Here is a 16,042-nt window from a genome sequence, read left to right as displayed (position 1 = left end):
TACGACACGCCGAGCCGCACAGGGCAGCGGAGGTGCCCCCAGGCAGGTACCGGCGCCCCTTGACCGGACGAAGAGGGCGTCCTACACGGTGGCGGGCAGGACGTGGTCGCCGACCTTGTCGGTGCTCAGGCACAGCGAGCAGACGACCGCGTCGTGGGTGACACAGGCGGTGAGGTCGGGGCGCTCGTAGGACTGGCGGCAGACGTGGCAGTCGAAGGTGGCCGCGCTCGGGTTGCCGTCGGTGTCCAGCAGGGGCTCGGCGATGCCGTCGTCGGTGCGGCGCAAGTAGTAGCGGCCCCTCGTGGCCACGGCCATCAGCGGGGTGATGACGAAGGCGATGACGGCTGCGGCCACGGGCGAGTACGGCTGGAGGGTGTCGCCGAGGAGGTGGAAGTACATGGCGATCGACAGGCCGGAGGCGGCGACGAAGGCCACGACGCCGACCGGATTGACCGCGTGGAGCATGCCCCGCCGGAACTCCGGCAGGAGCGGGGAGAGTTTGAGAACGTACTTGTTGATGCCGATGTCGGTGGCCACGGTCACCACCCAGGCGATCGCGCAGTTCGAGTAGAAGCCCAGGATGCTGCCCAGGAAACTGAACATGTCGGCTTCCATCAGAGCGAGCGCGAAGGCCAGGTTGACCAGGACGAAGACCATACGGCCGGGGTAGCTCTTGGTGACGCGGGTGAAGGAGTTCGTCCAGGCGAGTGAGCCGGAGTACGCGTTCGTCACGTTGATCTTGATCTGGCTGATGACCACCAGGACCACGGCCAGCGGGATCACCATCCAGGACGGCATCATCGCTTCGAACGCGCCGCGGAACTGCTGGATGGGCTCCGGCGCTGCGACCGGTCCGACCTCGGCGATGATGTAGACGGCGAGGAAGACGCCGATGGCCTGCTTGAGCGCACCGAGCACGACCCACCCGGGACCGGCCATGACCACGGCGGTCCACCAGGCGCGCTTGTTCGCCTCGGTCCTGGGCGGCATGAAGCGCAGGTAGTCGATCTGCTCGCCGATCTGCGCGATCAAGGACAGGCACACCCCCGCTCCGAGCATCACGGAGGCGGTGTTGACGGCGCCGTCGCCGTTCGTGCCCGGGTAGGCCAGGAAGCGGTCGACCGTGCCGGGATCGTTGACGATCAGGTGGACCAGAGGGCCGACCATGAGCAGCAGCCAGATAGGGGTGGTCCAGACCTGGAGCTTGCTGAGCGCCTTCATGCCGTAGACCACCAGCGGGATCACCAGGAGCGTGGAGACGGCGTAGCCCAGCCACAGCGGCAGTCCGAGGCCGATCTTGAGGCCCTGAGCCATGATCGAGCCCTCGAGGGCGAAGAAGATGAAGGTGAAGCTGGCGAAGATGATGCTGGTGAGGACCGAGCCGTAGTAGCCGAAGCCGGAGCCGCGGGTGATCAGGTCGAGGTCGATGTTGTAGCGCGCGCCGTAGTAGGCCAGCGGGAAGCCGGTGATGAAGATGACGGCGGCGGCGACGGTGATGGCCACGAGCGCGTTGCTGGTGCCGTGGGCCAGGCCGATGCCGGCGCCGATGGAGAAGTCGGCCATGTAGGCGATGCCGCCGAGGGCCGTGGTGGCCACGACCATGGGGGTCCAGCGGCGGTAACTGCGGGGTGCGAAACGGAGGGTGTAGTCCTCCAGCGTCTCCTTGACCGCCTGGTCGGCAGCGGTCTTCGACGTGTCCGTCGTGGTCCGTTGTGACTCGGTGGTGCTCATGCCACGCCTCCCGGTGGGGCTGGGTGCAGGTGCAGGTGTGGTTGTAGGTGCTGCGATGCGGTGCGGTGTGGTGCGTCGCCACGTGCGGCGCCGTTGGCGCGACGGGGAGTGATGGACCGTCATGAGCCTTTTCCGGCGGTCCTGTTCACGGCTGATCCCACGGTCGGTCACGCTAGGGAGCGGTTGTTACCCCGGGTGCGCGATGTGGTGAACACCATGTTGCTGCATGCAACGTGTCTCCGTAGGTACGCCGCGCTCGCGCCGTCCCTACCGCGTCGCGTCGCGGAAAGCCGCAGGTGGCAGGGGTGAGAGGCGAGCTAGAGTGCACCTCATGGCGAACGATTTCCTCCTGCCCACCGAGCACCTCAGCGGGGGTGAGCGGCTCCTGTACGGCAAGGCCGTTTCCTCGGCGGTGGCACCCGGCCGGGCGGAGGACTGGGTACGGCTCGACACGGATGTCTTCTACGGGACCCTGAGCCGCGTCGCCGGATGGAACGCCTCGTCGAGGCTTCTGATCGGCGGCCATTGGTTCGACAGGCGTGAGATCGCGGACTGGGACACCGCCCCGTACTGGCACGGGGCGGGCGACCGCACCGGGGCGGGTCCGTCCTGGGGACGGACCCCCACCGCGTCCGAGCTCGCGCTGTGCCTGTGCCACGCTGACGCACGGGTCCGGGCCGCGGCGCTCGACACGGGCGGCGCGGCGGCGCCGCTGCCGCTTCTCCTCCTGCGCTGCGCGGACGGCGACGAGAGCGTACGAGAACGGGCCCGCTGCGCCTTTGCCCAAGCCCTCGCCTCGGCCGACGACGGCTCCGCGCGCTCCCTTGCCGCGCTGGCACTGACCGTCGGCGTCCGCAGGCACGGCCGCTGGGCGCGCGACGCGGTGCTCGCACGGACCGGCGGCATCAAGGAACAGGACGTGAGGGAGCTGATGGCGAGCGAGGGATGGCGTGGAGCCGAGGCCCGGACGGCGGGCATCCGGGCCGGAGCGGAGGCCGGGCTGCTGGACCCGGACGCTCTGTACCGGATCGCCCTGACGACCACCTGGGAGAACGGTGAGCGTCTCGAGGCGGTCCGCGCCGCGTTCGCGACCGACCGGGACGCGGCAGCACGGAAGCGCTTCGTCGAATTCCTGGACGTGTGCGAGGACTCCCAGGTGCGGGTCCCGGCGCTACGGTACGCCCTCGCGGCCCGGCTCCCGTCCCTCGGTGACCTGGCCGACCTGGCCGTCGACCACCGTGACCGGCACGTCCGGCGGCTCGCCACCCGGGCGCTCCTGGACCTGCCCGGTGCGGACGCCGTCCTGGACCGGCTGCTCGCCGCGCCCGACAGCGTCGTCCGCGGTTCGGCCGTCGTGCGGCTGCGGGCCGCCGCCCGGCCCGGGGACCTCGTGCCCCACCTCACCGACCCGTCCCCCTGGGTGCGCGGCCTCGCCGGCCGGGAACTGCGCGCTGCCGGCGGGGATCCGCACGCCCGGTACCGCGCGCTGTGCGCCGACCCGGAGGCTGTGACGCCTCCCGCGGTAAGCGGCCTTACGGAGCTTCGCGACCCCCGAGACGCACCACTGCTCCACACACTCACCCGGCACACCGACGGTGCCGTACGTGCCCGGGCGCTCGGCGGACTGCGACGGCTGGGCCTCCTCGGCGGCGACGACCTGGTCCAGTACGCCGACGATCCCGACCCGCGTGTCGGAGCGGTTGTCCTACGAGGCCTGCGCGACGACCCCGCGGCCATGCGTGCGCTGCTCGCCCACCCGCACGCACGTGTACGGGCCAGGGCCCTGGTCCACCTCGCGCACAGGCACGGCATCGGCTGGGACGAGGCCATGCCGTTCCTGTCCGACCCGTCGAATGCGGTGTCGCGGGCTGCGCGCGACGCTCTGTGGGCTGCGCGCAGCGACGTCAGCCTGGCACGGCTCATCGCTCTGACGGCACCGGGCGAGTTGCCGCAGGGGCGAGCACTGGCGATGCACCTGCTGGACCACTCCTTCGAACCGGAGGCCCTGCTCACCGCCCTGCGCCTGCTGGACGACCCCGACCCGACCGTGCGCGCCGCCGCCCGCGTCCAGGCACGGAGGGTCCTGTGGGACAGCAAGGCGGCCCAAGGCCCGCACGCGGACGAGATCCGCGCCCTCGCGGAAATGCATCAGGAACGCCTCACCGCCTGGCATGCCGAAGAGAGGAGACGCCGCCGCGCCCTGAGGAACCGCTGAACGTCCCGCACGCCCCACACCGTCGCCGCTCCGGGACGACGAGGGGCCCCGGTCACCCCGGTCGATCACCGTGAGGGGAAGACCTACCGTGCCGGGTGGGGGAGGGTCAGCCGAGAGCAGGGCTCGCAAGGTCAAGCATCAGCCGGTTCCCCCAGTCGTTGATCAAGACGGCACTCGTGTCTTCGTAGCTCACCTTGACGAACGGGTTGGAGCGGAACATCACGGCGACCCACCGCAAAGATCTGTCGGCGTCGAGGCGGGCGAGGTAGCCGATGTTGCCCATCCCGCCGCCCCCGCCGTACATCCACCCGGATCCGTCCGGTAGCGGGCTCTCGACGTAGGTGTCCACCTCCTCGATGCCGTGCTCCTCAATGGCCCGAGCCACGTCCAGCGGCCCTCCGATACGGAAGGGGATCGGCTGCCCGGCATCCGGGTGGTATGCCCCCGGACCGTCGACATGCAATTCCGAGCCAGTGTCGTCCGGACGGTACAGCCCGTCACAGAACGGCATCTCTCCCGCCTGCCAGAGTTCCTCGACCATCCCCATAGCCCATCCCACCGTCGACCACCAGAACGAGTTGGATCCGAAGTCCGGCCGCACGCAAGGACAGGGAGCGTCCGAGATCCAGTTGTGGCGACCGATCCGAACCCCTCTTGACCGCACTGTACGTGAGGCTCGACAACGAGAACGGGCGATGCGTTGGCCAACTCCTTGGCCGAGTCCGGCTCCGGAGCCGGCCCGCCGTTTCGGCAGGGCCGACTGCCGGCGCCGCAGCGTCTTCGAACGCTGCTTCCACCGCCTCGAGCGATGAAGCAGTGGACAGACGGCCCTGCGGTGCCCGATCCCTTTCGGGCACCGCCTACACGAACTCGCTCTTGTAGAAGACGCTCGCGTGGCGGGCTCCCGACGTGTTCGAGTGGAAGCCGAAGGCGAGCCGCGGGCCGCCCGGGGACTGCCAGATCGCCATGCCCTGCGGTTCGCGGCCGGGCAGTGACTCGCCGGCCGTCGTCGCGAACCGGTCCACCACCGTGGAGTTGCCGACGTCGTTCAGGTCGACCGTGGTGATGTACGAGGGGTTTCCCACGGGGCCTTCCAGCAGGTACGCGTACCGGCCGTAGGCGGCGAAGCCCTGGAACGGGTTGGCCTTGCCCCAGTCGCCGCGGGCCGGCAGGGCCCTCTCCACCAGCCGGTATGCGCTGGTGAGCCGCCCGGCGCGGGCATCGCTCAGTGAGAAGGCGACGATGCGGCGCTGGTCGGTTCCGACGTTGTAGCGCACGAGCAGCCTGTCCGTGGACGGGTCGATCACGGGCTGCGGGTTGATCATCGTGTCGCCGATGGAGGGCGTACGGTCCTGGACCGAAGGGTCGTCCTGCTCCAGCACGGCCCCGTTGACGAACGGGAACCGGCCGATCCGCGTACCGAATCCGCTGGTGCTGGTCTTCCACTCGGTCCACAGGTAGACCTTGCCGCCGTACGGCTCCACCGCGATCGAGACACCGTGGCCGAAGCCGTGGAGGGCCATGGACCCCAGCTGGTTGCCCGCCGTGTCGGTCTGGGTGACCCACAGGTCGCCGTTCGTGCTCCCGGTCTTCGTCTGCAGGAAGTACACGTGCTGGTGGACGTTGTCGTATCCGAAGGACTGCATCACCCAGTTGGCGTGGAGCGACTTCTTCCATATCGGATTGCCGCCGGCCCCGTCGAGCTTGAACTGCGGCGAGTCGGGCACGGCCGCGCTCGCGGGGAAAGCCGTGAGCAGGGGCAGTGCGCCGCCGCCCACCAAGGCGGCGGCGACGCCTCCGCCCGCCTTGAGGAACCCGCGCCGGCCGGTGGCGCGCTTCGCTGATCCGTCGGTGTTCATGAAGAACTTCCCCACGTTGAACCACTCGCACTCGCACTCGCACTCGCATGCGGACGTGAGACTGACAAGCCATCAACGATCTTTCATGCATGGGCATTTGTGCAACCTCTGACTCCCCGATGCACGACCCCCGAATCCGGCGTTCGGCTCCGGTGGACGCCCCGTTTGAGGCAGTTGACCTCTGCGGGCCGAGTCCTTCCGCCGCCGGCCGTTACGATCCTCCGGGAGGGACTGTGATTCGCATTCTGCTGGCCGAGGACATGCACATGATCCGTGGGGCGCTGGCCGCCCTGCTGGGCCTGGAGCCGGACATGGAGGTCGTGGCCGAGGTGGCCCGCGGGGACGCCGTCGTCCCCGCTGCCCTCACCCACCACCCCACCGTCGCGGTGCTCGACCTGGACATGCCCGGCGCCGACGGGCTTTCCGCCGCCCGCGACCTCGGAGCCGCACTTCCCGGCTGCCGGATCCTGATCCTCACTGCACTGGCCCGACCCGAGGCGCTGAGATCGGCACTCGCCGCCCGGGTGGGCGGGTTCATGCTCAAGGACGCCCAGCCGGATCGGCTTGCCGCAGCGATCCGCAGCGTGGCGGCCGGGGAGCACGTCATCGACCCCAAACTGGCTGCTGCGGCGCTCACCGCCAAGGGGAGCCCGCTCACCCCACGCGAAACCGATGTGCTGCGACTGGCTGCCGCAGGCGCCGAACTCGACGAGATCGCCCGCGATCTGCACCTCACGCAGGGCACCGTACGGAACTACCTCGGTGCGGCCGTCACCAAGCTCGATGCCCGCAACCGGCTCGACGCGGTGCGGATCGCCCGCGAGCACGGCTGGCTGGACTGACACACACTCATCCGGCGGCGGAGACAGGAGCGGATTCCAGACGGACGGTCAGGACGAAGCCGCGGCCGTGCGGGGCCGGCCCGGCCTCCAGGACCCCGCCGAGTGCGGCCGCGCGCTCACGCAGATTCCTCAGCCCGTTGCCGCCGGTACCCGCTCGGCCTCCTTGCTCCCCCGGCGGCTGGGGAACCACACGGCCGTCGTCGGCCACCCGCAGCCGGCCGGGGCCGAAATCCACCTCGCACCGGCGAGCTCCCACCGCGTGGCGCAGTACGTTCGTGACCGCCTCGCGCAACACCGTGGCGAACAGTGCCTCCGACCTTCCGTCCACTTCGTCCGACTCGCCCCGTATCCGTACGGCGACGCCCGCGGCGGCCAGTACCTCCCGGGCGGAGGCCACTTCCTCGGTCAGCGTGATCTTCGGGCCTTCCCCCGGGATCGCCCGGAGGTCCGCCAGAGCCCGGTCAGCCAGCGCCGCCGCATCGGCCAGATGACGGTCCGCCCGCTCCCGGTCGGGGTCGCGGACCGCCAGTTCGCCCTTCAGGGCAATGGCCGACAGCCCGTAGCCCAGCAGGTCGTGGACGTCCCGGGCGATGCGCCGGCGCTCTCGCGCCACGGCCAGTACTGCCAGTGCTCCGCGGGCCTCCCGCACCTGGTGGACAAGGCCGGTGAGCAGGGCGAGGCTGTAGAAGACCAGGGCGATCACCGCGATGTCCAGCAGGAGGAGCGCGGTGCCCCGAACCCCGGGCCCGTCCGTCCGCAGCAGCATCACGATCGCCGCCACCGCCGTCAGCGCCCCGGCCGCCGGCCAGGCGGTGCGGCCGGGAAGGACGATCAGCACCGAGGCCGCCGCGAAACCCACCAGCTGAGGGTACGGCCCGTCCGGAGCGGCCAGCACGCCCAGGGAGAGGGTGAGCTGCACGCCCAGTGTCCACGCGACGTACGGGGGACGCCCGCCCGGCGGACGTGGCCGGGAGTGGTACGCCTGCAGTCCGACCACGGCCGCCAGCGCGGCCGCGTACGCGAAAAACTGCCCACCCCACACGCCGGCACCGAGCAGGAACGCCGTGCCCACGATCAGGTACTCGACGTGGGTGGCGACCACGATGGGCCACACCAGCCGGGGCGCCAGGGCACCCGACGGGAGGTCCGCCCCGTCGGCCGATTGTGCGGGAGACGTGGCCCGTACGCGCTCCGTCGCCGCCCGCGCGACCCTCACGAGCTTTTCCGCCGCCCGCGTACCCTGCCCGGCCAGCCGGGTGATCTCCGCCAGGGCCGCACCCAGCACCGCGTCCAGGTGGCGCCCGGCGCGCTCCCGTTCGGCCGTGACCAGGGCTTCCGCCAGTTCGCCACGCGTGGTGCGGAGTTCGGCGTAGAGGTCGGTGAGCCGGGTCAGGGCGTAGATGATCAATCCGTGGGCGAGGGCGTTACCGATGCCGTTGAGGACGGAATGGACACTTCCGTCGCCGTGCGCGAGCGGCCCGGCCGCCAGCACGACGACCGTGAACAGAGGCCATCGGACGGGCCGTTCGACGACCAGCAGCACGGAGGCGGCCAGGAAACCGGGTAGCCCGGACCAGGGCGCGAGCAGGACCTGCGCGGCGAGGGTCCAGGCCCCGCGCAGCCGCCGGGTCGATGGCAGGCAGGTGGCCAGCTGGAGCAGCACCATCGGCACGGCGGCCGGGCGCGGAAGGACGACACCGGGTTCGAAGGAGAATCCGAGAATGACGACGACGAGGATCACCGAGACGACCGTCGGCGTCGGACCCGAGTCGGAGTCGGTGTCCGCAGCAGCATCGGCATCCGCATCGGCATCCGCATCCGTGAAGGGGCCGGATCCCGGGCGGTGGTCCTTCGGGGCCGGGCCGTCGGCCGGCTCGCCCGTCGAGCCCGTGGACTCCCCACCTCCCGGCTCGGTGCCCCTGGGCCCCCGCCCGCGCCGTAATGCCCAGCTCCACCCGGTCATGGGGTCACGTTAGACGTACGCCCGCACACCGCGCGCGCCCCACCCATGTGAAATACACATCGGCCGATGTGCCTCGCACTGCCGCCGACCGGTCCCCGAACGAGATCGTCCACGTATGCGCACGACGTCGACACGGACCCTGACCACGATGGCCGCCACGATCACGATCACCTCTGCCGCGCTGCTCTCCGCCGCGGCCCCCGCGCACGCGGCGGCTCCGCCCCGTCTGGATTCCCTCATCGACGCGGCCGTCGCCGGCTACCTGGAGGACGACCGCATCCCCGGTGCGGCCGTCACCGTCGTGGTCGACGGCCGGACCGTCGTGGCCAAGGGCTACGGTGTCGCCGACGTCCGCACCCGAACCCCGGTGGACCCGCACCGGACCGGCTTCTTCCTCGGCTCGCTCGCCAAGCTGTTCACGGCACAGGCCGCCTCCCAGCTCGTCGCCAAGGGGGAGATCGACCCGAAGGCGGACGTGAACGACCACCTCCGTGCGCTCGCCGTCCCCGACACGTACCCCGGACGCCCCGTCACCCTGGACCACATCCTCACCCATACCGCGGGTTTCGACAGTGACCTCGTAGGCCGCAACAGAGCCGCTGCGAACGACGTCGAACCTCTCGCCGAAAGCGTCGTGACACGTCGTCCGCCGCGGGTCCGCGCCCCGGGCACGACCGCCGCCTACGACAACTACGGCTACGCGCTCGCGGGCCAACTCGTCGCCGACGTCTCCGGCCGGACCTTCCCCGACTACGTCGCCGAGCACATCCTGGGCCCCCTGGGCATGACTCGTTCCACCTTCGCCCAGCCTCAGCCGGCAGCGATCGCTGCCGACCTCGCCCGCGGCTACCGCCCCAGCGGCAAGTCCGGCTGGACGCAGGACGAGGGCCAGTACGGCGCGTGGAGCCCGGCCGGGCCCGGTGCGGTCAGCACCGCCGCCGACATGGGCCGCTGGATGACCGGGCAGCTCACCGACGACTCAGCGGAGAACCGCCTCATGCAGCGGGTGCACCACCGGCAGGATCCCCGCATGCCCGGCCTGGGCTACGGATTCGAGGAGTGGCGGCGCGGTGGGCACACCGGTTGGTTCAAGGACGGCGACATCCCCGGCTTCCACTCCAACCTGCTCCTCATCCCCGGCCACGACACGGGTGTGTTCGTCGTCTTCAACGGTGACGGCACGGACGGACGAGCCTCCTGGGACGGCAAGGACCTGATCAACCGGATCGTGGACGCCCTCGTTCCGGACGACGAACCCGCATCCGAAGCCCCGGCCGCCGCGACCGATCCGTCCCTCGACTCCTACACCGGCACCTACCGCCCGGCGCGGGTCAGCCGCACCAGCCTCATGGCGGTGGAGGGCCTGGTCACGAGCGTCACCGTTCGGAAGGACGGCAGGAACGGGCTGCGCACCACCGGGCTCTCCCTCGACCCCGGCCGGACCGAACAGAGCTGGCTCGCGCTCGGCGACGGCCTGTTCCGAGAGCGCGGCGGGAACCGCGCAACGCTGGCCTTCGCCCACGGCGGCGTGCTCGTCTCGTCGGCGGTGCCGTCGACCGCGTACGAGAAGCTGACATGGCGCCAGTCCCCGGCCCTGCATCTGGGAACGCTCGCCATCAGTACGGGCGCTCTGACCCTCGCCGCGATCGCCGTTCCCGTGACTGCCCTGGTACGGCGGCTTCGGGGCCGGCCCGTGCACCCTCCCGCGGCGCGAGCCGCACGTGCCACGGCCTCGGCGACCGGGCTGATCGCGGCCGCGTTCACGACCGCACTCGCCGCGGTCGTCTCGGACGGCAACGCGATGATGGAAACGGTGCCACTGGGATCGCCGCTGCTGTCCACCGTGACGATGCTGGGCTCGGCGCTCGTGGCGTTGACGCCGGCCGTGGTGGCGGGGGCGATCGCGGCCTGGCTCCGCAGTTGGTGGGGCGTCACCGGCCGCATCCTGTTCACCGTCACGGCGGCGGCCGCGGTCACGATGGCGAGCATGCTGCTCCAGTACCACCTGGTGAGCCACCCGTTCGCCTGGCCGGTCCAGTGAACTCCCGGCGCACCGCAGCACGGTTCACGCGGCGTCCCCGCCCGCCCACGCCCGGCCGGTCGCCACCCCGGAGCGGTCAGCGCTCAGCGGTCAGCGCCAACCCGTACGAGGCACACGACCATCCGACGCCACAGCAAGCAGAGGAGCAGATCATGAGGACGTGGACCAGGCGCGGTCTTCTGACCGCAGGCACGGCGGCGGGAGTTGTCGTGCTCACAGGCGCAGGGTCGCCGGCGCGGCGGCGCGAGCCGCTCGACATCGTGACCGGCGAGGACGGGTTCAGCTCGCCGCCAACCGCGACCGCCGGCGCGGTGACCTTCCGGGTACGGACGACCAGTACCCGTACCGGCAACGTCGGCATCGCCCGACTCCGCCGTGGCGTCGGTGAGGCCGCCTTCCGCAGGCACCTGCGCGACGTCTTCGAGAAGGACAGTCCGGAGCAGGTCATTCAGGCGTCCAAGGATCTGATGGCCGACGCCGAGCTGTTCGGTGGCGCCATGGCGGTTCGCGGTTCGCACTCGTCCTTCACCGCGTGGCTGCCGCCCGGCCCGTACCTCGTCCTGGAGTACAAGGACTTCGAGGGGCCGTACATCGGACGCAACCCGCTCCCCGGCGCGGAGTACGTCCGCCCGCTCCTCCTCCACGCGGCGGACGACGCCGGAGCCGGGCGCCCGCGTCCCTCCGCCACCGTCACCGCCGTCGACACGGAGCGGGGCCCGCGCTTCGTCCTGGAGGGACGCATGCGCCGGGACCGGCCCTTGCGCTACGTGAACGCGATGCGCGGGCAGGTCGACGAGCTCGCGGTGTACCCCCTCACGGACGAATCCGTCACCGAGGCAGACATCCAGAGGTACTTCCAGGACATCCGGAAGACGCCCGAGCCCTTCGACCTGGCCGCCCAGCTGGGCACGCCACCGCTCTCCCCGGGCCGGAGCGCGGTCATCGGGATACCCCTCGAGCGCGGCCGCTACGCCCTCACCAGCTGGGTCACCAGCATGAAGGACGCACAACACCTGTCCGCGCACGGCCAGGTGCTCATCGTCACCGTTCCCTGACCTGCCCCGCTCGTGCCCTGCGTCTGCTTCGAGGCTGCTGACTGACGTCGGACGGTCAGGCCCTCCCCAACAACGCCGAATAGGCCCGCTCGATGCCCTGCTCGTAGCCGTTCCCCAACTCGACGTAGACGTGCCCGCCGGCCGTACACGCTTCGCGCAGGGCAGCGCTCCGCTCCCTGACCCACGCGGCGATCTCCCGGTAGGTGGTGTCATCGGACCCCTCGAGCCAGTCCGGGGCGGCCCGCAGATGTTCGGGGGTCAGCTCGGTGTTTCCGAGGAAGACAGAGGTCAGTGGTATCCCGAGACCGGCGGCGGCCGTCGCCGCCGGTGTGACGATGTCGCCCTCGACCACATAACCGTCCTCGGGATCGGAGTCGTCGAGAGCCTCCGCAGCTGCACGGATGAACTCGATGAGGAACGGCTGGGCGAGCGCTGCCTTGTCCGGATGCGTACCGTGCCGCACGCCGTGCTCGGGGGCAGCGCGTTGCAGCATCGACACCAGGGCGTCGGTCGGGCACCCCGGGAGGCCCTCTCGCTCGAGCAGCATCCACGCCAGGGTACTTTTGCCCACCCGGGGCGGGCCGCCGATCAGATAGATCACATGAAGACCGTACCTTGGGGCCGGACTACGGGCCGGGGGAGTGGTCGGGCGGGCCGATCTGGGATGGTGTGGCGGGTCTCCGCTTTCCGCTCCGCCGATGCGGGGCCATGCCTCGTCGCCCCGAACGCACCGGCCGGGCCGAAGACGGTGCAGGTCGCGTTCTGCTGTTGGACCGTCTGCTTCCGCGGCGGGACCGGGAGCTACGCTGGCCCTTTGAGCGTCCAGGGAGCACCATGCCGCCGGCCTTCGTCCACCGGATCACCAAGTACGACCCGGCCGACCGCGACGAACACGGGTACTACAACGGCGCAGAGGACTCGGTCAGTGACCGGGGGCCGGTCGAAGCGGCGTACCTGGCGGCGATCGCCGCCTTCGCGGAGGCCTCGGGCATCGACAGGCTGGAGATCCGCGAGCCCGCGGTCACCGGCTTCGTCCACTTCGGGGCGGAGCCGCCGGTCGAGGGACACGGCCTCGGCGAGCTCTTCCCGCCCGACCTCACCGGCTACCACGACGGGGCCGAGGTTTCCCTTCCGGTCGCCCTGGAGCTGGTCCGGGCCATGCTCCGAGACCAGGGCGCCTGGTGCCGGCTGGAAGTGGGGGACGTGTTCACCGTGCACGTCGGGTGGGACCAGTACGTATATGTGGGCAGCGACCGGCCCTGCGCGGACGCCGTGGCCCGTACGCACCAACTCGGCCTCTTCCCGGAACCCCTGACGGGCTCCCCCTACGCAGCGGAACTTGATGAACCGGAAGTGACCGAGGCCGCCGACGAGGACTTCTGGGCGCGTATGCGCACGGCGCTGGCCTCACGGCGGACGGCGCTCCTGGAGGAGGGCCACGTCCGCAACGCCACGCGCTGGCACCGCCTCACGGCGGAGAACCTCGACGCGGTGCGCGCCGGTCTCGGCCCGCGTGCCGTGCTGACCGTCTGGCCCGACCTGACCCCCGATGTCGGGGCGGTTCTCGCCGCGCTGCCCGAGGAGGGATCCGTGGAGTTCGTCTGGGAGGCGCAGGACGGGACGATCAGCGCGGCGCTCGTTGACGACACCGAGTACGAGCAGCTCGCTGCCCTGGTGGCCGACGCGCGTGCGGCCTGCGCCCTGCCCGGGTACCACGACGAACGCCACCCGCTGCTCTGTGCCGTGCTGCCCGACAGGGACGGTGTGCTGCGCGCTCGGTGGTGACCCGGTTGGTGACGGGCGAGCGGGGCGGCCGGTGCCGTGCGTTGAGGCTGTTCACGCAGGCCGCGCGCCGTGCCCAGCCACAGCTTTGCGTCGGTGCATGTCCTTTGATCTTGAACATTCGGGCGAGGCCGAAACGGATCGACGTCGGTGGGCCCGGGGACTGAGACTCCGGGATGTCCATGCACCTGCGAGAACAAGCGAGCGATACATGATCAAGCGGGAACTCGGCCGAGCGTCGATGCGATGGGCCGTCGCGGCTTCGGCAGTCGCCCTCACCACCGCCGCGGCGGTGACACCGACCCAGGCAGCACCGCAGGCCGCGACTTCCGGCTCCGTGATCCACAGCCAGTCCGGCAAGTGCCTGGACGGCAGCCTCAGTCAGGGCGTACGCCTCGTCACCTGCGACGGTGGTATCTACCAGAGGTGGACCTACAGCGGGTACTCCCTGCTGCACGCCCAGTCCGGCAAGTGCCTGGACGGCAGCCTCAGCCAGGGCGTACGCCTCGTCACCTGCGACGGCGGCTCCTACCAGAAGTGGGACTCCGCCCTCGACGGCGAACTGCGGCATCACCAGTCCGGCAGGTGCCTCGACGGCAGCGTCACCCAAGGCATCCGCATCCTGACCTGCAACGGCGGCTCCTACCAGGGCTGGTACGGCGAGGTGAGCTGATCGACGGACGGCGAGTGGCGGCGAACGCCGCCTCGGCAATGAGGGACTTCCCCGCCTCCGCGGCCCGCTCGGACGCACAGAAGACCGCCACCGGAGCGACCGGCGCCGACGGGTCCCCGGCTTCCGCACCGCCGGTCCGAGTGAGGCGGGCCTTGTACTGTCCCCGCCGTTTGCATCTGCTGCCGCGTGGGATTTCGCGAAGATGCGCGCTGCTCGCGGCAGCCCGCCACACACCGGCGTTCGGGTCGCTTTTTTGTCCGCGGGACAGAAGCTTTTCCCAGAGCAGCGCCGTGCGCGGTAGCCTCCGCAAAGGGGCTGCCCTCCGGAAAAGGTTTTCCGAAAATGCGTGTTCGGAGCGCGCTGCACTCGGAATCCACCGGTACTCGCGGCCCCGCCGAGACCATGCACCTGCCGTTGTCTACGCACCGCGCACTCCCTGGAGGGACACACGTGAAGGACTCGAAGGACCGGCTGGAAGCACTGCGGGCCGAGATCGAACGTCGCAACCCCGCGCAGCCCGAGTTCCACCAGGCGGTACGGGAGGTCCTGGAGACCTTGGCTCCCGTCTTCACCGTCCGGCCCGAGTACGCCGACCCGGCCGTGGCCCTGGTGGAGCGGCTCACCGAGCCCGAGCGGCAGATCCTCTTCCGCGTCCCGTGGCAGGACGACCGGGGCCGGGTCCAGGTCAACCGCGGCTACCGCGTCGAGTTCAACAGTGCGCTCGGCCCGTACAAGGGCGGCCTGCGCTTCCACCCGTCGGTGGACATCGGTGTGGTGAAGTTCCTCGGCTTCGAGCAGATCTTCAAGAACGCCCTGACCGGCCTCGGGATCGGCGGCGGCAAGGGCGGCAGCGACTTCGACCCGCACGGCAAGTCCGACGCCGAGGTCATGCGGTTCTGCCAGTCCTTCATGACCGAGCTGCACCGGCACATCGGAGAGCACACCGACGTGCCCGCCGGGGACATCGGCGTCGGCGGCCGTGAGATCGGCTACCTCTTCGGCCAGTACCGCCGCATCACCAACCGCTGGGAGGCCGGCGTCCTGACCGGCAAGGGGCAGGGCTGGGGCGGCTCCGCGATCCGGCCGCAGGCGACCGGCTACGGCAGTGTGCTGTTCGCCGCCGAGATGCTGAAGGTCCGGGGCGAGTCGCTGGACGGGCTGACCGCGGTGGTCTCCGGCTCCGGCAACGTCGCGCTGTACACGATCGAGAAGCTCCAGCAGCTCGGCGCGAACCCGCTGACCTGCTCGGACTCCCAGGGCTACGTCATCGACGACAAGGGCATCGACCTCGGGCTGCTCAAGCAGGTCAAGGAGGTCGAGCGCGGTCGCGTGAGCGACTACGCGGAGCGGCGCGGATCGTCGGCGCGGTTCGTGCCCGGTGGTCGGGTCTGGGAGGTGCCGGCGGACATCGCCTTCCCCTCCGCCACGCAGAACGAACTGGACGTGCATGACGCCCGTACGCTCGTCGCGGGCGGGGTCAAGGCGGTCTCCGAGGGCGCCAACATGCCGACCACTCCCGAGGCCGTACGGATCCTGCAGGAGGCCGGGGTCGCGTTCGGGCCCGGCAAGGCCGCCAACGCGGGCGGGGTCGCGGTCAGCGCCCTCGAGATGAGCCAGAACGCCGGCCGGGTGGCCTGGAGCGCGCAGCGGGTGGAGGACGAGCTCGCCGCCATCATGCGCTCGATCCACGCCGTCGCGCACGAGACCGCCGAGCGGTACGGCGCCCCGGGCGACTACGTCACGGGCGCGAACATCGCCGGCTTCGAGCGGGTCGCGGACGCGATGCTGGCGCAGGGCGTCATCTGATCCGAGGATCACGCCGCGCTCGCATGAGCCGAGCGAGCCTGCTGCGCCCGTGATGCGGGGGAGCGGTCCGGGGCC

At 70.8% G+C, this 16,042-nt stretch carries 12 protein-coding genes; 7 read left to right on the top strand and 5 right to left on the bottom strand.

Annotated features, from left to right (window positions below):
- Nucleotides 1–81 precede the first annotated feature (81 nt).
- Complete coding sequence (locus ACWGE1_RS07310; RefSeq protein WP_453419577.1) at nucleotides 82–1,731, bottom strand: purine-cytosine permease family protein; 1,650 nt, start codon at nucleotides 1,729–1,731, stop codon at nucleotides 82–84.
- 331 nt (nucleotides 1,732–2,062) lie between these two features.
- Here ACWGE1_RS07310 and ACWGE1_RS07305 point away from each other — a divergent pair, with 331 nt between their 5' ends.
- A complete protein-coding gene (locus ACWGE1_RS07305) occupies nucleotides 2,063–3,946 on the top strand; it encodes a hypothetical protein (protein WP_453419576.1) in 1,884 nt (627 codons plus the stop codon).
- Nucleotides 3,947–4,052: 106 nt separating this feature from the next.
- Here the strand turns inward: ACWGE1_RS07305 and ACWGE1_RS07300 are convergent, their stop codons facing one another.
- Together ACWGE1_RS07300 and ACWGE1_RS07295 are read right to left on the bottom strand one after the other, a co-directional pair.
- A complete protein-coding gene (locus tag ACWGE1_RS07300; protein ID WP_453419575.1) occupies nucleotides 4,053–4,487 on the bottom strand; it encodes a hypothetical protein in 435 nt (144 codons plus the stop codon).
- A gap of 319 nt (nucleotides 4,488–4,806) precedes the next feature.
- On the bottom strand, nucleotides 4,807–5,805 hold the full coding sequence (locus tag ACWGE1_RS07295; RefSeq protein ID WP_453419574.1) for a phage baseplate protein: 999 nt from the start codon (nucleotides 5,803–5,805) through the stop codon (nucleotides 4,807–4,809).
- Nucleotides 5,806–6,038: 233 nt separating this feature from the next.
- Here ACWGE1_RS07295 and ACWGE1_RS07290 point away from each other — a divergent pair, with 233 nt between their 5' ends.
- Nucleotides 6,039–6,647, top strand: coding sequence for a response regulator transcription factor (locus tag ACWGE1_RS07290; RefSeq protein WP_453419573.1), 609 nt, complete (start codon nucleotides 6,039–6,041; stop codon nucleotides 6,645–6,647).
- Between the two features lie 7 nt (nucleotides 6,648–6,654).
- Here the strand turns inward: ACWGE1_RS07290 and ACWGE1_RS07285 are convergent, their stop codons facing one another.
- On the bottom strand, nucleotides 6,655–8,610 hold the full coding sequence (locus ACWGE1_RS07285) for a sensor histidine kinase (RefSeq protein ID WP_453419572.1): 1,956 nt from the start codon (nucleotides 8,608–8,610) through the stop codon (nucleotides 6,655–6,657).
- A gap of 115 nt (nucleotides 8,611–8,725) precedes the next feature.
- Between ACWGE1_RS07285 and ACWGE1_RS07280 the strand changes: the two genes are divergently transcribed.
- Both ACWGE1_RS07280 and ACWGE1_RS07275 read left to right on the top strand, forming a co-directional pair.
- The gene (locus ACWGE1_RS07280) at nucleotides 8,726–10,651 is read left to right on the top strand and encodes a serine hydrolase domain-containing protein (protein ID WP_453419571.1); all 1,926 of its coding nucleotides are present in this window, start codon (nucleotides 8,726–8,728) and stop codon (nucleotides 10,649–10,651) included.
- Nucleotides 10,652–10,803: 152 nt separating this feature from the next.
- Nucleotides 10,804–11,706, top strand: a complete 903-nt coding sequence (locus tag ACWGE1_RS07275; protein ID WP_453419570.1) for a hypothetical protein — start codon at nucleotides 10,804–10,806, stop codon at nucleotides 11,704–11,706.
- 55 nt (nucleotides 11,707–11,761) lie between these two features.
- Here the strand turns inward: ACWGE1_RS07275 and ACWGE1_RS07270 are convergent, their stop codons facing one another.
- A complete protein-coding gene (locus ACWGE1_RS07270) occupies nucleotides 11,762–12,253 on the bottom strand; it encodes a hypothetical protein (RefSeq protein ID WP_453419569.1) in 492 nt (163 codons plus the stop codon).
- A gap of 287 nt (nucleotides 12,254–12,540) precedes the next feature.
- Between ACWGE1_RS07270 and ACWGE1_RS07265 the strand changes: the two genes are divergently transcribed.
- The 3 genes from ACWGE1_RS07265 to gdhA all read left to right on the top strand — a co-directional run bounded on the left by ACWGE1_RS07265 (nucleotide 12,541) and on the right by gdhA (nucleotide 15,967).
- Nucleotides 12,541–13,491 (top strand): RNA-binding protein, encoded by a 951-nt coding sequence (locus tag ACWGE1_RS07265; RefSeq protein ID WP_453419568.1) that lies wholly within the window; start codon nucleotides 12,541–12,543, stop codon nucleotides 13,489–13,491.
- Between the two features lie 208 nt (nucleotides 13,492–13,699).
- Nucleotides 13,700–14,161: an RICIN domain-containing protein gene (locus ACWGE1_RS07260; RefSeq protein WP_453419567.1), complete on the top strand. Its 462-nt coding sequence runs from the start codon at nucleotides 13,700–13,702 to the stop codon at nucleotides 14,159–14,161.
- A gap of 450 nt (nucleotides 14,162–14,611) precedes the next feature.
- The gene (gdhA, locus tag ACWGE1_RS07255; protein ID WP_453419566.1) at nucleotides 14,612–15,967 is read left to right on the top strand and encodes an NADP-specific glutamate dehydrogenase; all 1,356 of its coding nucleotides are present in this window, start codon (nucleotides 14,612–14,614) and stop codon (nucleotides 15,965–15,967) included.
- The last annotated feature ends 75 nt before the right edge of the window (nucleotides 15,968–16,042 follow it).

Source organism: Streptomyces sp. NPDC054932 (assembly GCF_053610205.1).
This window is presented reverse-complemented; position numbering and strand designations above follow the sequence as displayed.

What these genes read in the sequence shown, in the direction of transcription:
- ACWGE1_RS07310 (WP_453419577.1), bottom strand. Translation starts at nt 1,731, where the DNA reads ATGAGCACCACCGAGTCACAACGGACCACGACGGACACGTCGAAGACC.
- ACWGE1_RS07265 (WP_453419568.1), top strand. Translation starts at nt 12,541, where the DNA reads ATGCCGCCGGCCTTCGTCCACCGGATCACCAAGTACGACCCGGCCGAC.
- ACWGE1_RS07305 (WP_453419576.1), top strand. Translation starts at nt 2,063, where the DNA reads ATGGCGAACGATTTCCTCCTGCCCACCGAGCACCTCAGCGGGGGTGAG.
- ACWGE1_RS07285 (WP_453419572.1), bottom strand. Translation starts at nt 8,610, where the DNA reads ATGACCGGGTGGAGCTGGGCATTACGGCGCGGGCGGGGGCCCAGGGGC.
- ACWGE1_RS07295 (WP_453419574.1), bottom strand. Translation starts at nt 5,805, where the DNA reads ATGAACACCGACGGATCAGCGAAGCGCGCCACCGGCCGGCGCGGGTTC.
- ACWGE1_RS07280 (WP_453419571.1), top strand. Translation starts at nt 8,726, where the DNA reads ATGCGCACGACGTCGACACGGACCCTGACCACGATGGCCGCCACGATC.
- ACWGE1_RS07260 (WP_453419567.1), top strand. Translation starts at nt 13,700, where the DNA reads ATGATCAAGCGGGAACTCGGCCGAGCGTCGATGCGATGGGCCGTCGCG.
- ACWGE1_RS07300 (WP_453419575.1), bottom strand. Translation starts at nt 4,487, where the DNA reads ATGGTCGAGGAACTCTGGCAGGCGGGAGAGATGCCGTTCTGTGACGGG.
- ACWGE1_RS07275 (WP_453419570.1), top strand. Translation starts at nt 10,804, where the DNA reads ATGAGGACGTGGACCAGGCGCGGTCTTCTGACCGCAGGCACGGCGGCG.
- ACWGE1_RS07270 (WP_453419569.1), bottom strand. Translation starts at nt 12,253, where the DNA reads ATGCTGCTCGAGCGAGAGGGCCTCCCGGGGTGCCCGACCGACGCCCTG.